10 protein-coding genes are annotated in these 18,361 nt (G+C 71.4%); 5 read left to right on the top strand and 5 right to left on the bottom strand.

Annotation, left to right across the window (positions count from 1 at the left end):
• Nucleotides 1-7 precede the first annotated feature (7 nt).
• The 3 genes from O0S08_RS33120 to O0S08_RS33110 all read left to right on the top strand — a co-directional run bounded on the left by O0S08_RS33120 (nt 8) and on the right by O0S08_RS33110 (nt 5,625).
• On the top strand, nt 8-763 hold the full coding sequence (locus O0S08_RS33120) for a hypothetical protein (protein WP_269033420.1): 756 nt from the start codon (nt 8-10) through the stop codon (nt 761-763).
• 968 nt (nt 764-1,731) lie between these two features.
• Nucleotides 1,732-5,046, top strand: coding sequence for a tetratricopeptide repeat protein (locus O0S08_RS33115; protein ID WP_269033419.1), 3,315 nt, complete (start codon nt 1,732-1,734; stop codon nt 5,044-5,046).
• A gap of 15 nt (nt 5,047-5,061) precedes the next feature.
• Nucleotides 5,062-5,625, top strand: coding sequence for a hypothetical protein (locus O0S08_RS33110; protein WP_269033418.1), 564 nt, complete (start codon nt 5,062-5,064; stop codon nt 5,623-5,625).
• A 557-nt stretch (nt 5,626-6,182) separates the two neighbouring features.
• Here the strand turns inward: O0S08_RS33110 and O0S08_RS33105 are convergent.
• Nucleotides 6,183-7,565 (bottom strand): sigma-54-dependent transcriptional regulator, encoded by a 1,383-nt coding sequence (locus O0S08_RS33105; protein ID WP_269033417.1) that lies wholly within the window; start codon nt 7,563-7,565, stop codon nt 6,183-6,185.
• Nucleotides 7,522-8,970, bottom strand: coding sequence for a sensor histidine kinase (locus tag O0S08_RS33100; protein ID WP_269033416.1), 1,449 nt, complete (start codon nt 8,968-8,970; stop codon nt 7,522-7,524). The genes O0S08_RS33105 and O0S08_RS33100 overlap by 44 nt, the downstream gene beginning before the upstream one ends.
• Before the next feature lie 265 nt (nt 8,971-9,235).
• Here O0S08_RS33100 and O0S08_RS33095 point away from each other — a divergent pair, with 265 nt between their 5' ends.
• Both O0S08_RS33095 and asnB read left to right on the top strand, forming a co-directional pair.
• Nucleotides 9,236-10,567, top strand: coding sequence for a KamA family radical SAM protein (locus O0S08_RS33095; protein ID WP_269033415.1), 1,332 nt, complete (start codon nt 9,236-9,238; stop codon nt 10,565-10,567).
• A gap of 3 nt (nt 10,568-10,570) precedes the next feature.
• The gene (asnB, locus tag O0S08_RS33090; RefSeq protein WP_269033414.1) at nt 10,571-12,208 is read left to right on the top strand and encodes an asparagine synthase B; all 1,638 of its coding nucleotides are present in this window, start codon (nt 10,571-10,573) and stop codon (nt 12,206-12,208) included.
• A 59-nt stretch (nt 12,209-12,267) separates the two neighbouring features.
• On the opposite strand, the gene O0S08_RS33085 is transcribed toward asnB, so the two are convergent.
• Genes O0S08_RS33085 through O0S08_RS33075 form a run of 3 tightly spaced genes read right to left on the bottom strand, consistent with a single transcriptional unit; the run spans nt 12,268 to nt 18,359 of the window.
• A complete protein-coding gene (locus O0S08_RS33085; protein ID WP_269033413.1) occupies nt 12,268-16,458 on the bottom strand; it encodes an eCIS core domain-containing protein in 4,191 nt (1,396 codons plus the stop codon).
• A gap of 30 nt (nt 16,459-16,488) precedes the next feature.
• Nucleotides 16,489-17,076 (bottom strand): hypothetical protein, encoded by a 588-nt coding sequence (locus O0S08_RS33080; RefSeq protein ID WP_269033412.1) that lies wholly within the window; start codon nt 17,074-17,076, stop codon nt 16,489-16,491.
• A gap of 35 nt (nt 17,077-17,111) precedes the next feature.
• A complete protein-coding gene (locus O0S08_RS33075) occupies nt 17,112-18,359 on the bottom strand; it encodes a hypothetical protein (RefSeq protein WP_269033411.1) in 1,248 nt (415 codons plus the stop codon).
• Nucleotides 18,360-18,361: the final 2 nt, after the last annotated feature.

Here is an 18,361-nt window from a genome sequence, read left to right as displayed (position 1 = left end):
GGTCGCGGTGCGCCCGGCGATCGGCGATCCTGCGGCGGTGCGCCGCTGCCTCGTGGCCTGCCTGCTCGGGGCGTGCGCAGCCCCGGCTCCCCCGCCGACGATGCAGCCGCCCTCCGCACCCGTCGCCGCCGCGCCTGCGGCCCGTACGACGCTGGCCCCGAACGAGCGGCTCGCGCTCGGCGGCGGGGTCACGGTGCATTTTTCGAACGTGACGGTGGAGTCGATCGCGGCGAGCCCCGACGGCAGCTATCCCGCCGGCAGCGGCATCACCCTGGCGCTGATCTTCGAGGGCCTGGGGGCGCCCGTCAGCCGCGAGATCAGCCTGCTCTCGGCGGGCTACGAGTCGGTGCGCGAGGCGTGGTTCGACCGCTATCGCGTCGAGGTCGTCGAGGTGGAGGACCCGACGCGGGCGCCGCGACTGGTGGTGGTGGCCGAGCAAGTCACCGAGCGGGTGCGGCCGGGCGAGCCGATCGCGGCGCGCGTCCAGCGGGGCGGCGAGGTCGAGCTCGGCAGCACGCGGATGAAGTTCCTCGGTCACTCGACCAAGCACATCGAGGCCGGCGAGCCGCCGCCGCTGCTGGTCGCGGTCGAGTACCAGCCGTTCAGAGCCGCGCCGGAGCGGCTGGAGACGCATGTCGGGACCGAAGAGAGGCCGCAGCGGTGGCGCTGGCGCGATTACCTGTTCACGATCGAGGCGCAGGCGTTCGATGCGTGGTTGCAGCTGTCGATCGCGCGCCTCGAGCTCGAGCCCGTGCAGCGCTGAGCCCGCGATCACGTGGGTGTCGTGGGCTCGAGCGTGGAAGGTCTTCGGGGACAGGTCACGGGAATGTGGGGAACGGTGGAGGTCGCGGCCCGCCTCTCGGGCGAGTGCCGGAGGCGGCTCAGCTCGCGGCAGGGAGGTCAGGAGCTCCGGCGCCGCGAGCTGCCAGGCGCGGCGCATGACGAAGGAGAGCGATCGCTCGCGGCCACTGCCTCGATCTCGCGCAGCATCGACTCCGGGAACAAGATGGTCCGGTTGCTCAGGTCAATCAACGCCGAACGCGAGCTCGCCCTACAGCGCGGCAAGGTCCGGCCGCACGGGCGGTGGCTGGGAAATGGGTGGGACGGTTCGAAGCCCTCGAGGGGCACGGGAGCACGATGTGACGACCGAGGCGCGGAGAGCATCGAGCCGCGCCCAGGCGCCCAGGCGCTCTTCTTCATCGCTGTGGAACAGCCGTTTCATCGAGCTCTTGAAGGCGGTGGCACCTTGTTCAACCCGCCGCTGGCGCGATAGATCAAGAAACGTGGCTCACCTACCCCTCAAGGGAGGACTCGCACGCGCCGAATTCGTCAAGCCGCGATGATCGATCGCTCGCGCCGCGGCACTCCTAAGTCGGAGCGATGAATCACCCGCGCGATCAAGCGGCTCGGCGCCGGGTGGCCGGTCCAGGTGTACTCCTGGCAGCCCTGTCCCTTGGACAATGTGGGTCGGCGGTCCGCGAGCCCGAACAGGCCCCGGAGGCGGTGGCGAACGCGTCCGATGCGGCGCCGATCCCCGCAGCTCCGACGAGTCCGGAGCTGGCCGCCGAATCTGTGGCCGCCGCGGAGCGTGCCGCAGGATCCGCCATGTATCTCGGCGGTGGCAACCCGTTCGTTTGTACCGGGGAAAATTGCCATATCGAGATCTCGGGCATCAAGTCGATCTCGTCCGTGGCGCCGGCCTCGGCGCGGATGGGTCGCTGTGAGCCCAAAATGTTCACGCGCGGGTTCGCCGATAGCGACGGCCTGAAGCTGGTGATCACGCGCTTCGTCGGGTCCGGCCCCGACGCCGAGGACTTTGGAGAGTCGGTGAGCCTGGCGCTCGAGCGGAAGATCCCCGAGTACGTCGCGGAAGAGTTCTCCAGGGATCCGACGCTGCGCGAGGCGGGGATCGATCCCGCGGCGCTGCAGGTGGTGTACGTCCCGTGCATCATCAACGGACACGCGGAGGCGCGAACGCTCGGGCGCGTCTGGGAGGCCGACGCCGTGATGTGGGGGGCGGCCGAGGCGGCGCCGAACCTCGGGGCGATGTTCGCTACGCGCCAGCCGATCGCCGAGGGTCGTGATTCTTTCCGGCTCACGGCGAACGGGCGCGATCGGTTCAAGACTTATCTTACCCTCGTGTGGTGGCCGCGGCTCGAGACCGAGAGCGCGCGCAGCAGATCGTCGCCCGTGGCGACCGGTGTGCTCGACCTCGACTTCCCCCGGCTGGCGACCGCCGAGCCGCTCGCGCTGTTCCACAGCGTCCTGGCCGTGGATGCGGCCCGTCGCGGTCACTTCGGCGCGGCGGCGACCGTGTTCTCGCGGGCGCAGAAGCTCCCGGGGTTCCCGAAGCATGGGTTCGCCGACCTGCAGGGGTCACTCGGCGCCATCTATCTGCTCGCAGGTCGAGCGGCCGAGGCGAGTGCGATCCTGCAGTCGGCCCTACGGCGCTGCCCGTCGCACGACGCGGCGTGCAAGGCGTCGGCCACGAGCAACCTCGGGTGGGCGTCTATGTACCTCGGCCAGCAGCAGGAGTCGCCCGCCCTGTACCGCAAGGCCATCGAGCACTATCAGCGATCGCTGCCGCTGTTCTCGGCGGCCGGAGACGCGGCCGGGCGAGCAGTCGCGCTCAACAACCTCGGCCTGGCGCACATGATGCTGCGCGCCGATCGCAGGGCGCTGCAACACTTTCGCGAGGCGCTCGCGCTGCAGCGCGAGATCGGCAACGGGGTCGAGGAGGCGACCGCGCTGCACAACATCGGCTCCGTCCACCTCGCGCGGGGAGAGGCGGCGGAGGCGCTCGCATGCCTCGAGGAGGTGCTGGCGGCGCGGCGAGAGGCCGGCGACGCCGGTGGGATGGCGCTCGCGCTCAGCAGCATCGGCATGGTCCACTTCCGGCGCGACGAGGAGGCGAAGGCGCTCGAGTTGCTGGAAGAGTCGCTGGCGCGCGCGCGCGAGGCGAAGGAAATCACGCTCGAGGCCGAAGTGCTCAAACACCTCGCCGGCCTACATGAGCAACTCGGACACGGCGAGGAGGCGCTGGCGCTGCTCGAGCAGCGGCTCCCGCTGCTCAAGAAGATGGGCATCCCCGACGAGGAGGCGGTGGCGCTGACTGTGATCGGCGATTTTCAGGTCGAACTCGGGCGCCGCGACCAGGCGCTCGATTACTACGACAGGGCGCTGCGCGGCCATCAATCGACGCAGAACCTCGTCAAGCAGGCGGAGATCCTGGACAAGATCGGCCGACTGCATTGCTCCCTCGGTCGACCGAGGGCGGCGCTCGAGCTGCTCCAGACCGCGCTGGCGCTCGCCAAGCAGGCCAGGAGCCCTGCGGCCGAGGCCAGGGCGCTCCACAACATCAGCGCGGTTCGCCACGCGATGGGCGAGTCGAAGGCGGCGCTGGAGCAGGCCGAGCGGGCGCTCGTGCTCGCGCGCGAGTCGCAAGCCACGGACGTGGAGATGGCCGTGCTCCTCAACCTCGGCGACATTCACCGCGACGCCTGGCGCATGTCGGAGGCGCGCGACTGCTATGAAAGAGGGCTGCACCTGGCCGAGGACGCCCACGACCGGGAGGGCGAGGCCAACGCGCTCAAAGACCTCGGCCTGCTCGAGCTGTTGCTCGGACAGGCCGAGCGTGCCATGGAGTACCTCGAGCGGGCGCTGGTGCCGCTGGCGAAGTCCGGCGACGTCGCCACGCGCGCGGCCGTCCTCGCCCACATCGGCATGGTCCATGCGCGGCGCCACGAGCTGCGACTGGCGCTGCGTTACCTCGAGGACGCGCTGCAGTTGCTCCGCGGGATGAACGCAGTCGCCGAAGAGGCGCAGTTGCTCCGGAGCCTCGCTTCGGTCCATGCCTCGCTCGGAGACCGTCAGAGGGCCATGGATCTCTACGAGCAGGGGCTGAGGCTCGTCACCGGGAAGAACCTGCCGGTCATCGAGGCCATGATCCTCAACGACACCGGCTACGTCCATTATCAAATGGACGATCTGCGCGCCGCGTCGCTGTACTACGAACGATCGCGGACGCTGATGCGTGAGCTCGACGCGCCGATGTTGACGGCGATCCTGCTCAACAACATCGGCCTGGTCGCGCAGAAGGACGATCCGGAGCGGGCGCTGGCGGCCTATCAAGAGGCGCTGGCCCTCAGCGAAGCTGCCGGGTTCACCTTGGGCGAAGGCAAGTCGCACGCCAACATCGGCCACGTGCACCGCGAGCGCGGGGACACGCGCCAGGCGCTCGCGCACTACGACAAGGCGCTGGCGCTGCTCCGTCAGGCCGGCGAGCTGGCCGGTGAAGGACGCACGTTGAATGCCATCGGCAGCGTTCATCACGACCTCGGCGCGCACGCGAAGGCGCGCGAGCACTATAGCGAGGCCCTCGCGGTGTTCCGGCGGGTGGGCGACGTGGCGGGCGAGGCCGCGGCCCACACCAACATTGCGACAGCCCATGTCGATATGGGAAGCTACCGCCAGGCCTCGCACCATTACGGGGAGGCGGCGCGGCGGACGGCCGGCGCGCCGCATTCGCACGGGAAGGCCAAGATCCTCTGGCTGCAGGCGCTGGACTCCGCCGTCGCCGGCGCCGCGCTCGCGGAGGGGGAGGTCGCCCTCGCGGAGCTGCAAGTGCTCGAGGGCGAGTCCGAGCTGGCAATGCATCGGGCGCTCCTCCTGGGCACCCAGGGTGGTGAGGCGGCGCGGAGCGCCTATGCCCGGCTGGTCACGCTCGGACGCGTGGCGACCGACCTCGCGGTGGCCCACGAGCTGACCACGCGCGGACGGGCGGGCCTCGAAAGGGCGAGCCATGGCGCGACGCTCGAGGACTGTCGCGGCGTCGTCATCCTCGATATCGGGTGGGACGGGCTGCGCGCGGGCTTCCGGATCGGTGACATCCTGCTCCGGCACAACGGCGCGTGCCTCGGCGCGGCCCCTGATCCGTTCGCGGGCCTTTACTCGCCGGCGCCAGCGACGCTGCGTGTGTGGCGCGACGGCGGGGCGACGGATATCTTGCTGACAGGGTGGATCGAAGCCGCCGTCGACGCCTTCTGAATTGCGACCGCCATCATGGCCCACCGCCAGGACCTCGCCGTGCTCGCCCGACTCCTCACGGAGCTGTTCGCCGTCGAGGAATTGCGTCGCTTTCCAGTCCAAGTCGCCGACGCCGGGGACCTCGAGCACGAACTCCCTGGCGCTCAGGCGGGACACGCCGACGTCGCGCACGCGCTCGTGCGTGGCCTCGAGCGCCGGGGTCTGCTCGACGCCGAGTTCTTCGTCCGACTCCGCGCGCAGCGCCCGCGAAGGGCACGCGAGATCGACGACATCGCGGATCGCTGGATGTGCTCGAGGCCGGCCGATCCACCGCGCCCGCGTCGACCTCGCCGGTGGTTGCTGGTCGCGGTCGCCGCGGCGCTGGGGCTTGTCGCCTTCGCCGCCGGGCGGCAATGGACAACCACTGCGCCACGGCGCGTGGAGGAGCGACCCGTCGTCCCACCCATGGAGCGCGAGCCAGAGCCTCTTCGAGCTGCGCCTCCCGAGCCGACCGTGAACTTCGGCGGCGGCAACATTTTCTATGCGCCCAAAAGCACGGTCACGGTCACCGGGATCCAGCAGAACAACAACTTGCGCTGATCGAGAGCGCGAACAGGACGCATCGCGCGCCAGTATGCGAGACCCGTGACGACTGCCGAGCGCGGCGATCATGGGCGGGCCCTCTCGCGGGGGACGGCGATGGACGTGGCGAAATTCGAGGATGACGCACCCTTCGGCCATCGTACGGGCGCTTCGCGCTCACACAGCCGTTGCGGGAGTTCGGATTGTGAAGACGTGACCTGCCGTCCGCGTGTGGCCGCGCGGTTCCGCGGCTCATACGAATGAGCGCGTGATTCGATGGAGCATGGCGAGCGCCGGATCGAGGCGTCGATTGGAGGGCACGACGGTCTCACCGGCCGGATCGCGGCCGGGTGCGACTACGCCGAATGCGTCATTGCGGTGGCCCGCGGGCCGACCAGGGGCGACACCGCCACCGCGGACAGCGGCGAGAGGCGGCGGTCAGCGACCGCCGGTAGCGAGGGAGTTGGGCGACGGGGTCGAGGTGTCGGTGGTGTCACTCGACGATCACCGGGGGTCCATCTCCTCGGCGCTCGACCCATCGGCGGTTTCGGGGGCCGGCGAGCGGACCAGTCTCTTCAGTCCTTCACCTCGAGGTCGCCGGTCTCCTGCGTGCCGAGCAGGCGGCCGAGGGTCTTGACGTCGATGCCGAGGCGGCGGGCCGCGTGCGCGCGGATCCCGTCGACCTGCTCGAGGACCCAGGCGGCGTACCTGCGCTGCATCTCTCGCATCGGCACGATCGCGTCGAAGGTCGGGGGCGAGTCTGCGGGCGCGTTGAAGTTGCGGGGCAGATCGGCGGCCTCGATCACGGCGCCGTGGCCGAGCAGGACCAGCCGCTCGATGGTGTGGGACAGCTCGCGGACGTTGCCCGGCCACGGGTGCGCGAGCAGCCGCTCGAGCGCCGAGCGCGAGAAGTTGCGGACGGGGCTGTCGGGGTAGCGCGAGCGGGCGCGGGCGAGGAAGTGGTCGATCAGCTCGGGCAGGTCGCCGCTGCGCTCGCGCAGCGGGGGCAGCTCGAGGACGACGAGGTTGAGGCGGTACAGCAGGTCCTCGCGGAACTTGCCCTCGCGCACGGCCTGCTCGAGGTCGCGGTTGGTGGCTGCGAGGATCCGGACGTCGATCGGGCGCTCCTTGGTGCCGCCGATCGGCCGCACCGCGCCGCGCTCGATGACGTGGAGCAGCTTGGCCTGCAGCGGCAGCGCCATCTCGCCGATCTCGTCGAGCAGGATGCTGCCGCCGTCGGCCGCGCAGAACAGGCCGGCCGAGCTGGAGGTCGCGCCGCTGAAGGCACCGCGCACGTGGCCGAACAGCTCGCTCTCCAGCAGGTTCTCCGGCAGGGCCGCGCAGTTCAGGGCGACGAGGGGCGCCGAGGCGCGACCGCTGCGCTGGTGGATGGTCGACGCGACGAGGGTCTTGCCCGTGCCGGTCTCGCCGGTGATGAGGACCGGCGCCGAGGTCCCGGCGACGCGGTCGAGGATGCGGAACAGCTCCTGCATCGCCGCGCTGCCGCCGAGCACGCCCGGCGGCCCGGGCTGGACGCGGAGGGCGTGGCGCAGGACCTCGGCCTCGCGCCGCAGCTGCGCGTCCTCGAAGGCGCGGCGGACGAAGATGAGGAGCTCGTCGACGCGGAACGGCTTGGCCAGGTAGTGGAACGCGCCGCGGCGCACCGCCTCGATCGCGGTGTCGAGCGCGCTGTAGGCCGTCATCACGATGACGGGCAGCTGAGGGTCGAGCGCGCGGGCCTGGGCGAGCAGGGTGAGGCCGTCGGCGCCGGTCATGCGCAGGTCGGTCACCATGACGTCGAAGCTCGCCTCGGCCAGGTGCACCAGCGCCGCCTCGGCGGAGCGCGCTGCGGCGACCTCGAAGCCCTTCTCGGTCAGGCCGTCGGTCAGCGCCTCGAGCATGTCGAGGTCGTCGTCAACCAACAGGATGCGCGTCTTGTGCTTCGTGGGCGAAAGCATCGTCGGACATCGATTCGGCGGGCAAGCGTAGCACGGCGTTCGTTCCGCCGCCGGGGCGCTCCTCGAGCTTGAGCTCGCCTCGATGCATGCGCATGACCTCGCTGGCGATCGCCAGGCCGAGGCCCGTGCCCTCGGCCTTGGTGCTGAAGAACGGCTGGATCCGGGCGCGCACCACCGGGTCGATGCCCGCGCCGCGGTCGCGGACCGTGATCGTCAGCGTCCTGTCGCTCTGCGCCGCGCTGAGCTCGACCTCGCCGCGCACGGTCGAGGCGTCGCACGCGTTGATCAGCAGGTTCGTCAACGCGTGCTCGAGCAGCCGCGCGTCGCCGTAGATCCACGGCAGCGCGGACTGCCAGTCGACGCGGAGGAACACCCCGGCGCGATCGAACCGGTGCTCGATGCGAGCGACGGCGCTGCGCAGGACGTCGGCGGCGGGGAAGCGCTCGCGCAGGGGCGCCGCGCCGCGGGCGATCGCGAGGAAGCCGCGCGCGTTCTCCCGGATCTTCGCCACCTGCTCGGTGATCGCCCGCGCGCCGCGGCGCGCGCGATCGTCTTCGGCGTTGTTCTCGAGCTGCTCCGCCCGCATGGCGATGACGCCGAGCGGGGTCGACAGCTCGTGGGCGATGCCGGCGGCGAACGTCAGCATCGTCGCGGCGCGGCCCTCTCGCGCCAGCTGGACCTCCTGATGGGCGCGCATCGACTCGCGGGCGAGCATGCGCTCGAAGGCTCGCTCCTGCCGTTGCGTGCGCAGGAGGACCAGGCCGAAGCCGACCACCACGAGGCTGGCGAGGCTGACCATGATGATGGTGCGGGCGTAGCGGCGAGCTTCGCGGGCGCGCTGACGCTCGGTCGAGCTGATCACCGCGAGGATCCACTCGCCGAACCGCGGGTCGTCGACGCGCGACAGGCCCGCGACCGCGAGCTCCTCGGGGAGCCCGAGCCGGCGCGCCTCGCCCGGCGTCAACCACGCGCTGGTGTCTCCGGCCTTCGCCGCATGGACCACGCTCGGGATGTCCACGAGCTCGCCGTCGAGGGTCCGCAGGTCGTCGGTGGCGGCCGCCCACACGAGCAGGTGGTGGTCGGCGTCGTTGGCGATCGCGTCCTCGTGGACGAGCTTGCGCGGCTCCACGACCAGCGAGGTGTCCGCGAAGCGCCACGCCCCGCCCTCGACGCGAGCGCCGCCCGCAGGCACGTCGCCGCCGAGCGCCGACAGGCCCGCGCGGAACTCCGACGCCAGCACCTCGGCGAGGACCCGCGTCTCGCGGGAGGTCTCGACGCGCGTCGTCCACACCAGCGAACGCTCGTCCATCACGCCCAGCGCGGCGATGGCCCCGATGGCGCACACCATCGCGGTCGCCAGCAATCCCGTGCGCCAGCGCTTGAAGCGAGGGAGGGACGCGTTCATGGCGGCCAAGAGAAGCACGCTCCGCGCCAATTGGGAAACAGCGTCTGGCCGGCGGCGAACGCGATCGGGCCGGGCATCTTGCCCGGGGGCCCGGAATTTTTCCCGCCTCGCTGCGGCGCGCTCGGGCGCGCCGGCTGGTCTCGCGGCCTCGACGCCCCGCCCCGGGGGTCGCCAGGGCCGGCGGAGTCTCCGCTGCGGTCCTTGGCACATCGCTTGCTCAAGTCCGGCACGCGCGCCGAGGGGCACGCGTGCTCCGGGGGTCCTCGTGCTTGATTCCACGCCGCCACGGTCCACCTACTCGCCGATCACTTTGAGGGATCTCGAGACGATCCCGCAGATCGCCGCGCTCCCCGCCGAGACCCGGCTGCAGCTGTCCGCGGTCGCCAGAGTCCTGCCATTTCGGGTCAATCGATACGTCCTGGACGAGCTCATCGACTGGAGCGCGGCGCCCGACGACCCGATCTACCAATTGACCTTTCCCCAGCCCGGGATGCTCGCCGCGGACGATCTACAGACAGTGATCGCGCTGCTGCGGAGCGGGGCGCCGGCCGCCGAGCTCGAGGCCGCGGTGCGGACGATCCAGCGCGGCCTCAACCCGCACCCGGCCGGCCAGATCACCCTCAACGTGCCGACCATGGACGGGCGGGCCCTGCGGGGCATGCAGCACAAGTACCGCGAGACGGTGCTGTTCTTCCCGGCGCAGGGGCAGACGTGCCACGCCTACTGCACGTATTGCTTCCGCTGGCCGCAGTTCGTCGGCCTCGAGGACCTGAAGTTCGCCGCCCGCGAGTCCGAGCAATTGGTCGAGTACCTGCGGCGACACCCGGTGGTGACGGACGTGCTCGTCACCGGCGGCGACCCGCTGGTGATGCGCACCGCGGCCCTGCGCCGGACGATCGAGCCCCTGCTCGAGGCCCGCCTGCCCGGGCTCACCAGCATCCGCATCGGCACCAAGGCGCTCGCGTACTGGCCGTATCGCTTCACGACCGACCCCGACGCCGACGATCTGCTGCGGTTGTTCGAGGAGGTGACGGAGCGGGGGATGCACCTGGCGCTGATGGTGCACGCGTCTCACCCGCGCGAGTTCGAGACCCCCGCCGCGATCGCGGCGATCCGGCGCTTGCGCTCGACGGGCGCGGTCCTCCGCTGTCAGGCGCCGCTGATCCGCCGGGTCAACGACGATCCCCGGGTGTGGGCGGAGCTGTGGCGGGCCCAGGTGCGGCTCGGCGCGGTGCCGTACTACATGTTCGTCGAGCGCGACACGGGGCCGAAGGAGTACTTCAAGGTGCCGCTCGCGCGGGCGCTGGCCATCTACGCCGACGCCCAGCGGCAGGTGTCGGGCCTGGCTCGCACCGCGCGGGGGCCGTCGATGTCGGCGACGCCGGGCAAGGTCGTGGTCGACGGCGTGCTCGAGTCGGGCGGGACGATGCACTTCTCCCTCCGCTTCCTGCAGGGCCGCGACCCCGCGTGGGTCGGTCGCACCTTCCTCGCCGAGTACGACGAGCGCGCGGCCTGGCTCGACGAGCTGCGGCCGGCCCACGGGGCGCCCGAATTCTTCTTCCAGCGTCCGCTGCGCGAGCAGCAGCAGCAGAGGTGAATCATGTGTGGAATCGTTGCGGTGTTCGGCGATGTCGACGGAAACGTCGCGGCGGCGGCAGAGTCGGCGGCGGCGCGGCTGGCCCACCGGGGCCCCGACGGCAGCGGCCTGTGGATGCGCCTCGGCAGCGCGGTGCTGTGTCACCGCCGCCTCGCGATCATGGATCCCGCGCAGGGCAAGCAGCCGATCCGCGGGCGCGACGGCGCGGCCGTGGTCCACAACGGCGAGATCTACAACTTCCGCGCCCTGGCGGAGGCGCTGGCGGCGACCGGCCGTCGCTGCGTGAGCGGCTCGGACAGCGAGGTGTTGGCGCACCTGTACGAAGAGCGCGGGGAGGCCTGCGTGGAGGCGCTGGACGGGATCTTCGCGTTCGCCGCGGTCCACGGCGACGACTGGATGGTGGCGCGCGACCCGATCGGCATCAAGCCGCTCTACTACGGCCGCGATCGCGCCGGCAACCTGTGGTTCGCGTCGGAGCTCAAGGCGCTGATCGACAATTGCGTGTCGTTCGAGGTGTTCCCGCCGGGCCACCTCATGAGCCGGAGCGGCGGCCTGCGCCGCTGGTACGCGCCCCCGTGGCTGCGCGGCGAGCCCGGCGAACCCGGCGATCCGGCCCAGCTCCGGCGCAGCTTGAGCGACGCGGTCGAGAAGCGGCTCATGAGCGACGTGCCGCTCGGCCTGTTGCTGTCCGGCGGCCTCGACTCGAGCCTGATCGCGGCGCTAGCGACCCGACTCGTGCGTGCGCGCGATGCCCGGGCGGAGATCCACAGCTTCGCCATCGGCGTCGCCAAGGACTCGCCCGACCTGCGGGCGGCGCGAGAGGTCGCGCAGTTCCTCGGCACCACCCACCACGAGGTGTCGTTCCGCGTGGAGGACGGCATCGCCGCGCTCGACGACATCATCCGCCACGTCGAGTCCTATGATATCCCGACGATCCGGGCCAGCACCCCGATGTATTTCCTGAGCCGCTATATCAGCGACCTCGGGGTCAAGGTCGTTCTATCCGGCGAGGGCTCCGACGAGATCTTCGGCGGCTATCTCTATTTCTATTACGCCGAAGATCCCCAGGAGCTGCAGCGCGAGACGGTCGCGCGCGTCGCCAACCTCCACCTCAGCGACGTCCTGCGCGCCGACAAGAGCACGATGGCCCACGGCGTGGAGGCGCGGGTCCCGTTCCTCGACCTGAAGTTCCTCGACCTGGCGATGTCGCTGCCGCCCGAGCTCAAGCAGCCGCGAGGCGCGGGCCGCGGCGGCGAGGCCAGGGTGGAGAAGTGGATCCTGCGGCAGGCGTTCGCCGACGACGCCGATCCGCTGCTCCCGAGCTCGGTGCTGTGGCGGCAAAAGGAGCAGTTCTCCGACGGCGTCGGCTACGGCTGGGTCGACGGGCTGCGGGCGCACGCCGAGCGCGTGGTGTCCCGACGCGAGCTGGCGCAGGCCGCCGAGCGCTTCCCGTACGCGACGCCCGCCACCGCCGAGGCCTACGTCTACCGCGACCGCTTCGCGGCGCTGTTCCCCGGCGAACACGCTGCCAGGTGCATCGTCCGCTGGGAGCCGCGCTGGCAGACCGACAGCGACACCTCCGGTCGTGCCAATCCGTTCCACCGCGCGGCCGGCGAGGGGGCGCGCCGGCTCACCGGCTAGGCGCGCCGCGGGCAGCACGGGCGCCGATCGTCGCCCCGTCGGTCGTCCGTGCGCTGTCGTCAATCGGTGAGCACGAAGTCCGCGTTCTTGATCGGTCGCAGCGGCCTGTCCTTCCCCGGCGGCGGGGTGCCGAACACCTCCGCGATCCGCACGGCCATCTCGTGCGCGGCCTTGCTGAGCTGGCGCATGGCGGGATCCTGCGAGCGAAAGATGGGCTCGACGGGCTTGCCGACGATCATGCTGGCGATGAGTCGATGGTGGCCGTCGGTCAACTCGTTGTTGACGACCGACGGCTGTGGGTCCGGTTCGCCGGCCTCGATCCGTTTCATGAAGAAGATGATCTTGCTCCGCGAGAGCTCGAGCTGCTTCGACAGGTACGGCAACTTCTTGCAGGCGGCGGCGATCTTCGCGTCCAGGTCCGCCCGCTCCGTGGGGCTGAGCTTCACCAGCGGCGGCGGCTCGTGACCGCGCGGGGCGTCGGCCGATCTCGCGGGCTGCGGACGCGCTTGCGCCGGCGCAGGCGCTTCCTTCGGAGGTTGCGGGCGCGCGACCTGGGCCCGTTCGGGCGGCGGGGCGGGCTGCCTCGGCTGGTTCTTCGGCGCTGGTTTGGCGAGCCGTTCGCCTGCCCTCCGGAAGGCGTCCTGGGCTTCTTCGGCCGCGGAGCGCGGCGACTGCCCGGCCTTGTCGGCGGGCTCGGCGGCCTTGCGCGGCGGGCCGCCGCGACGGGGCGGCTCGACCTCGCGGATCACGAGGTCGCCGATGCCCGCCGCGGCGGGCGTTGCGGAGGTGGCGAGCCCGGCGCGGTGCGGAGCCACGGCGCGGAAGTCGATGGCGTCGAGCCAGAGGCCGGGCGGCATCACCAGGGTCGGGCGCTGCCAGCGAGACCGCAGCTCCTCGCGGCCGGGGACCGGCGTGCCCTGCTCGTATTCGCCGAGGCGGGCGGCGGCGTCGCGGACGAGCCAGTCGACATCCGCGCGGGAGTCGGCGTGGTGAATCGCCCCGCGCAGGCTGGCCTGCGTCTCTTCGTGGGTCGGATGGACCTTGTCGGCGACGAAGGCCTCGTAGTGACCGCCCTCGTGGCCGACCGCCGCGCGGGGCGAGAGCGCGGCGTTGGCCCGGTGAGGCAGCGGGACGCTGGCGAGGTCGCGGTTGGGCGCGAGGTTATAGCCCATGTTGATGATTCGGACCTCGGTCGGGCTGCCGGCCTTCTCGTGGATCCACGAGGTCGGTAGATCCATGCTCGCCTGGAATTTGGGCGGAGTGATCCCGCGCTCCTGCCAATACGCGGCCATGGCTTCGGTCTGATCCCAGGCCTGGCCTCGCTCCGCGGGCGTCGGCTCCCTGCGATACCTCGCCTTGGGCGCCTTGCCCTGCGCGTCGCCCTCGACCTCGCGCTGGACAGTGGGGGTGCTCGCGGGCGTCGGCTCGCCGCCGGCGTCGCGCGGGCGCGCCGGGGCGGCGCCTTCGTGCATCTCGGCGACCAGCGGCGCGCCCTCGTGGTACACGAGCTGCGGCGCGCCCGGCTTCATGCCGCTGGTCAGCAAGATCTCGGCGAAGCGCGTCGCCTTGTCGACGACGCGGCGGCCCGTCGTGGCGAACTCCCCGCCCCCGGAGGCGTTCGGCGCGTGGCCGGGGTCCCGCCATCGTTCTGGCCCCGCCTTGAAGGTCTTGTTGATCGCCCCGCGGTTGGCGACCGTGCCCTCGATCACCCCGATCGCCGAATAGGCGATGTGCATCGCGGCGCCGTGGATCGCCCGCTGGGCCCGCTCGTCGGCGGTGAGCCAGCGCGGCTTGCCGGCGATGATGGCGTCGATCCCGGGGCCGGACAGGTCCATGCCGGTGGTGACCTCGAGGGCGGCCTTGGCCAGCATGATGCGGCCGGCGTAATGGGCCACCTTGCCGAACGGTCCGCCCGCCGGGATCCCGTTCAGGATCGCCTCGAAGCGCTCGCCGAAGCTCAGCTCGCGGCCCGACTCGGAGTAGACGTCGCGCAGTTGCATGCTCTGGCCGGTCAGCGCCTCGAGGGCGCTGATGGCGGTGCTCATGTACGGCAGGCTGCGCGCGAGGTCCTCGAAGAAGGCGACGGCGGGGGTGAGCGTCACTGTCTTGTTGATCGAGACTCGCTTGCCGCCGAGGTCGACGATCTCCTCGGTGACCTGACCGACGCCGCCGCCGAGGCCGAGCTCCTCGTAGGAATAGAGCTTGTAGCCCTTGAGGATGCCGCGCTCGTCGGTGACCTCGTTGGGCAAGGTGCCGTGCTTGTCGAGGTGGTCGCGCTCCCACGACGAGAGCTGCGCCCGCGACCGCCCGCGGCGCAAGATCTCCCGCATCTCCTTGACGCTCAGCCCCTCCTCGAAGCCCGGGAACATCTGCGCGAACTGCTGGCGGATCGCGCTGTCCTCGGCGTTCTCGCGGGCCTCCCGGGCCGCGTTGGGGCGCCACGGCTGGTCGAAGCCGCCGGCCTTCATCGCCGTGCCGTGGGCGTTCACGATCGTCCGCCAGCGCCGCGCCTCGGGGCTGTCCGGCCCGTTGTGCATGACGGCCCACGCCGCTTCCTTGGTCGCCAGCTCGAGCAGGTCGCCCTTGTGCTCCCGCACCTGGGCGTTGATCTGCCGCGCGACGTCGTCGTCGTCGGCGAGGTCGTGGCCGGCGAGCGCGGCCCACTCGCGGGCCTCCTGCTTCTCGGCCGCGGAGCTGCTCGCGCCGGGCTCGACGCGGTGGGCCATGATCCGCGCCTGCTCCCCGGCGAAGCCGCGCGCCTGGGCCCGCTTGCCCTGGACGTACAGGCGCTCCTCGACCCACGCCCGGTTCCTGGCCTCCCACTGCTGCAGCGCCGACATGTGCGGCTTGTCGCGGTCGGTCTTGTCGTCCCGCGGCTTCTCGAGCTCGCGGTCGACCCATGTGTCGTCGGCCTCCTTGTCGCTCAGGACGACGTCGCCCGCGAGGTAGCCCTCCTTGATGCTCTCGCGGTCGAGCTCCATCAGCCGCTTGACCTCGGTCCAGTACTTCTTGTCCGCCTTCTTCTGCGCGAACTGCTGGTACCCCTCGGTCTTCATGAGCGCGGCGACCTTCTCCTCGTCGGCGAGGTCGGTGGCGTACAGGAGGGCGAGGTTGGTGCCGAACTCCGCGTCCTGGGCGGCCAGGAACTCCTCGACCTGCTGGCGGTCGGCCTCCTTGCGCGCGACCTCTTCGACGGTCGTCTGCTTGAGGTCGACCGTCTCCTTCGGGTTGGTGATCGCGGTGTAACGCGGCGGGAGCTTGATCTTGTAGGTGCCGCGGTCGTCGGTGAGGCGGCTGGTCTCGTGCAGCTTGGCCTCGACCTTCGCTTCCTCGAGCGACTCGCCCTTCGGTGGCGTGATCTCGGCGAGGCCGGCGACGATGCGCCCGTTCTTGTCGACGCGGACGACGCGGAGCTTGTGCTTCGCGGGGTCGGCGATCACCTCGATGCGATCGCCGGCGGCGTCGGCCCGGGGCTGGCGCATGATCACCGGCGAGGCGCCGCGGACGGCCCGGCGCGGGCGAGCGCTCGCTTGCGCGGGCGCAGGTGTCGCGGCCGAGGGCGGCGGCGGGCCGACGGAGACGCGGTGGGCGGCGGCGTCGGCCTCGCGCTCGAGCGGGTCGTGCGGGTCGCCGATCGCCCGCCCGGCGATCGTGCCGGGGCGCAGGCCTCGCGCCTGCTGCTCGACGTGCTTGAGCTCGTGCACGAGCAGCTGCAATCCGTCGGGCGTGTGCGGGGCGTACTCGCCGGCGGCGAACGAGATGTCGTGCTCGACGGTGAGAGCGCGGGCCCCGAGGTCGCGCGCGGTCGCGGCGGCCCGCTCGTCGGTGTGGATCCGGACCTCGTCGAGGTCGAGGGCGACGACGTCTCGCAGCGCGCTCCGCAGCGACGCGGGCAGCGGCGCTCCGCCCTCGAGTCGGGACAGCGCGCGCTGTTCGGCGTCGCGGTCGGGCTCGCCCGCGAAGCCCTCCGCGGGCTTGCGGAACACGACCGGCCCGGCGCCGTGGGGCCGGCGTGCGGCCACGAGCCGCGAGAACTGATGATTGCCGAGCGCGCTCTGGAGCGCCAGGGCGCGCCGCGGATCGACCCGCGGTTCGCCCTCGCCGTCGCCGAGGAGCGCGGCTCCGCGGGCGAAGGCCGCGTGCGGGCCGATCCGGTCCGCGTCCGCCTCGGTCTTCGCGTCGGGGGCTCGCTCGCCGGGTTTGCCGGCCCGCTCGCCTGCTCGATTGCTACGAATGCCGCCCTTGCTCACGACTTCACCGCCCGTCTCGAAGGATTGTCGTCACCACTGATCGACCGCGAGGCCGTGGATCTGCCAGCGGAGCCCGAACACGTTGCCGGACGCGCGTGCGGGCAGCTTCACCCGCAGGTAGCACTGGAGGTCCTCGCCCTGCGCGACCAGCTCGTTGGCGCCCTTGATGCCTTCGATGACGGTGACGTGGTGCTCGATGAACCCCGCGAGGTTCGGCGCGGCGACCTCGGAGGACAGCTGAAACACCTGCTCGGTCCTCGAGGTGAAGCGCATCGAGCTGCCGGTCGGGCGCGACGGCCGGCTGCGCAGGATCACCTGAAAGGTGGGGTCCTGGATCGTGCCGCTGTTGAGGGCCCAGCTCGTGTACACCCAATCGATCGTCAGGCTGCGCTCCGGCTGGTCGGCGATCGACAGCAGCGGGGTGGGGAGCCACAGCGCGAGCGACTTCTGGGTGTCCACGGTCTGGAGGCTGACCGTGTCGATGATCGGGATCCCCTGCGCCGTGCACGTGGTGTACGCGTACGGGTACTCCAGCGAGGGGTCGGCGTTCAGCACGCGTTCCGAGCCGAGGAGGAGCAGCGGGAGGTTGCCGGATCTGGGAGTGGTGGACGAAATCATCGTGGCCTCGAGGAGAGTGAAGAGGGCGTCTTGGGCTAGATCAGCCAGAGGGTCAGCGTCTCCAGGCTGATCGCGGGGAGGTCGCTCGCCAGCGTCCGGACGCGCACCATGTGCTCGCCGCCGGTCAGGGGAGCCTTGAACAGGAGCTTGTCGCTCGTCGCGCTGACGATCGTCACCGCTTTCCAGACGATCGGCTCGGCCACCTGGGCCACTTCGACGATCGCGCCGGGCATGTCGAAGAACTCGCCGTGGAGGGTGACCGTCGCGCCGATGTCGATCGTCTGCGGGGTGATCTGGGGCCCGCGCGCGTCGAACCTCGGCGGGCCGTAGACGTACAGCGGCGCGGGGGCCAGGACGCGGTCGATCCCGTTGGTGAGGGCGACGTCGAGCGAGCCGGCGACGCCGTTGGGGATGCGCACTGTGACGGCGTTGGGTTCGGCCTCGCCGACGAGCGGCGCGGAGATCCAGGGGGCGTAGATCTCGGCGTCGGTCCGGCGCAGTTCGACGGCGAGCGGGCCGGCGAGGAAGCGGCGGCCGCGGAGGGTCACGCACAGGCCGGGGTAGGCGTAATCGCGGCTGTACGGGCTCGCGGCGAAGGCGGGGGCCAGGGCCGACTTCATGCTCGCGGCGGCGGACTCGGCGAGCGTGACCCGGCCGGTCGCGCCGGCGAGGTCGAGGCGGGTCCGCCGCTGGTCGGCGAGCATGCTCGCGGTGATGGTCGAGGTGTTGGCCGGACGCGAGAGCTGAGCCAGGAGGTAGTGCACGTGGCCCGGCTGCGGCGCGGGCACGAGGGTGGCGTTCTGAGCCACCCGCACCGCCCAGCGCGGCAGCAGGCGCACGGAGGTCTCCAACTCGTAGTCGTCCGGGTTGAACAGCGCCGCGTCGCTCGTGCAGTCGATCACGGCCAGCCAGACGTCGAGGTAGATGACGTCGACGCGCGAGAGCCCGGCCGTCGGGGTCAGCGCCGGGAGGCCCTGGCTCGAGTACTTGGTCGTCGCGCCCTCGACGTCGATGCCGCGGGTCAAGAGCCGGCCGCCGGTGATCGCGAAGTCGTTGGCGGCGGGGACGAGCGGCACGATCTTGAATTGATCGGCGGGGCCCCGGGGCGTGCCCTGGCCGAGGTGCTGGTGGAGCACCCGCCGCAGCGTCGCGTCGAGCAGGTCGCCCTGCAGGGTGAGGTCGCGGTCGAGCACGGGGACGCCCTGCGTCAGGCGCACGCCCGCGTAGAACTTCGCGAGGTTGGCCTCGAGCGTGGTCTGTGGGTCCTTGGAGAAGATCGGCATGG

Source organism: Nannocystis punicea, assembly GCF_026965555.1.
GTDB lineage: Bacteria > Myxococcota_A > Polyangia > Nannocystales > Nannocystaceae > Nannocystis > Nannocystis punicea.
The sequence above is the reverse complement of the archived record's forward strand: the minus strand, read 5'-3'. Positions and strand labels throughout refer to the sequence as shown.

What these genes read in the sequence shown, in the direction of transcription:
- O0S08_RS33115 (WP_269033419.1), top strand. Translation starts at nt 1,732, where the DNA reads ATGTTCACGCGCGGGTTCGCCGATAGCGACGGCCTGAAGCTGGTGATC.
- O0S08_RS33110 (WP_269033418.1), top strand. Translation starts at nt 5,062, where the DNA reads ATGGCCCACCGCCAGGACCTCGCCGTGCTCGCCCGACTCCTCACGGAG.
- O0S08_RS33105 (WP_269033417.1), bottom strand. Translation starts at nt 7,565, where the DNA reads ATGCTTTCGCCCACGAAGCACAAGACGCGCATCCTGTTGGTTGACGAC.
- O0S08_RS33100 (WP_269033416.1), bottom strand. Translation starts at nt 8,970, where the DNA reads ATGAACGCGTCCCTCCCTCGCTTCAAGCGCTGGCGCACGGGATTGCTG.
- asnB (WP_269033414.1), top strand. Translation starts at nt 10,571, where the DNA reads ATGTGTGGAATCGTTGCGGTGTTCGGCGATGTCGACGGAAACGTCGCG.
- O0S08_RS33080 (WP_269033412.1), bottom strand. Translation starts at nt 17,076, where the DNA reads ATGATTTCGTCCACCACTCCCAGATCCGGCAACCTCCCGCTGCTCCTC.
- O0S08_RS33075 (WP_269033411.1), bottom strand. Translation starts at nt 18,359, where the DNA reads ATGCCGATCTTCTCCAAGGACCCACAGACCACGCTCGAGGCCAACCTC.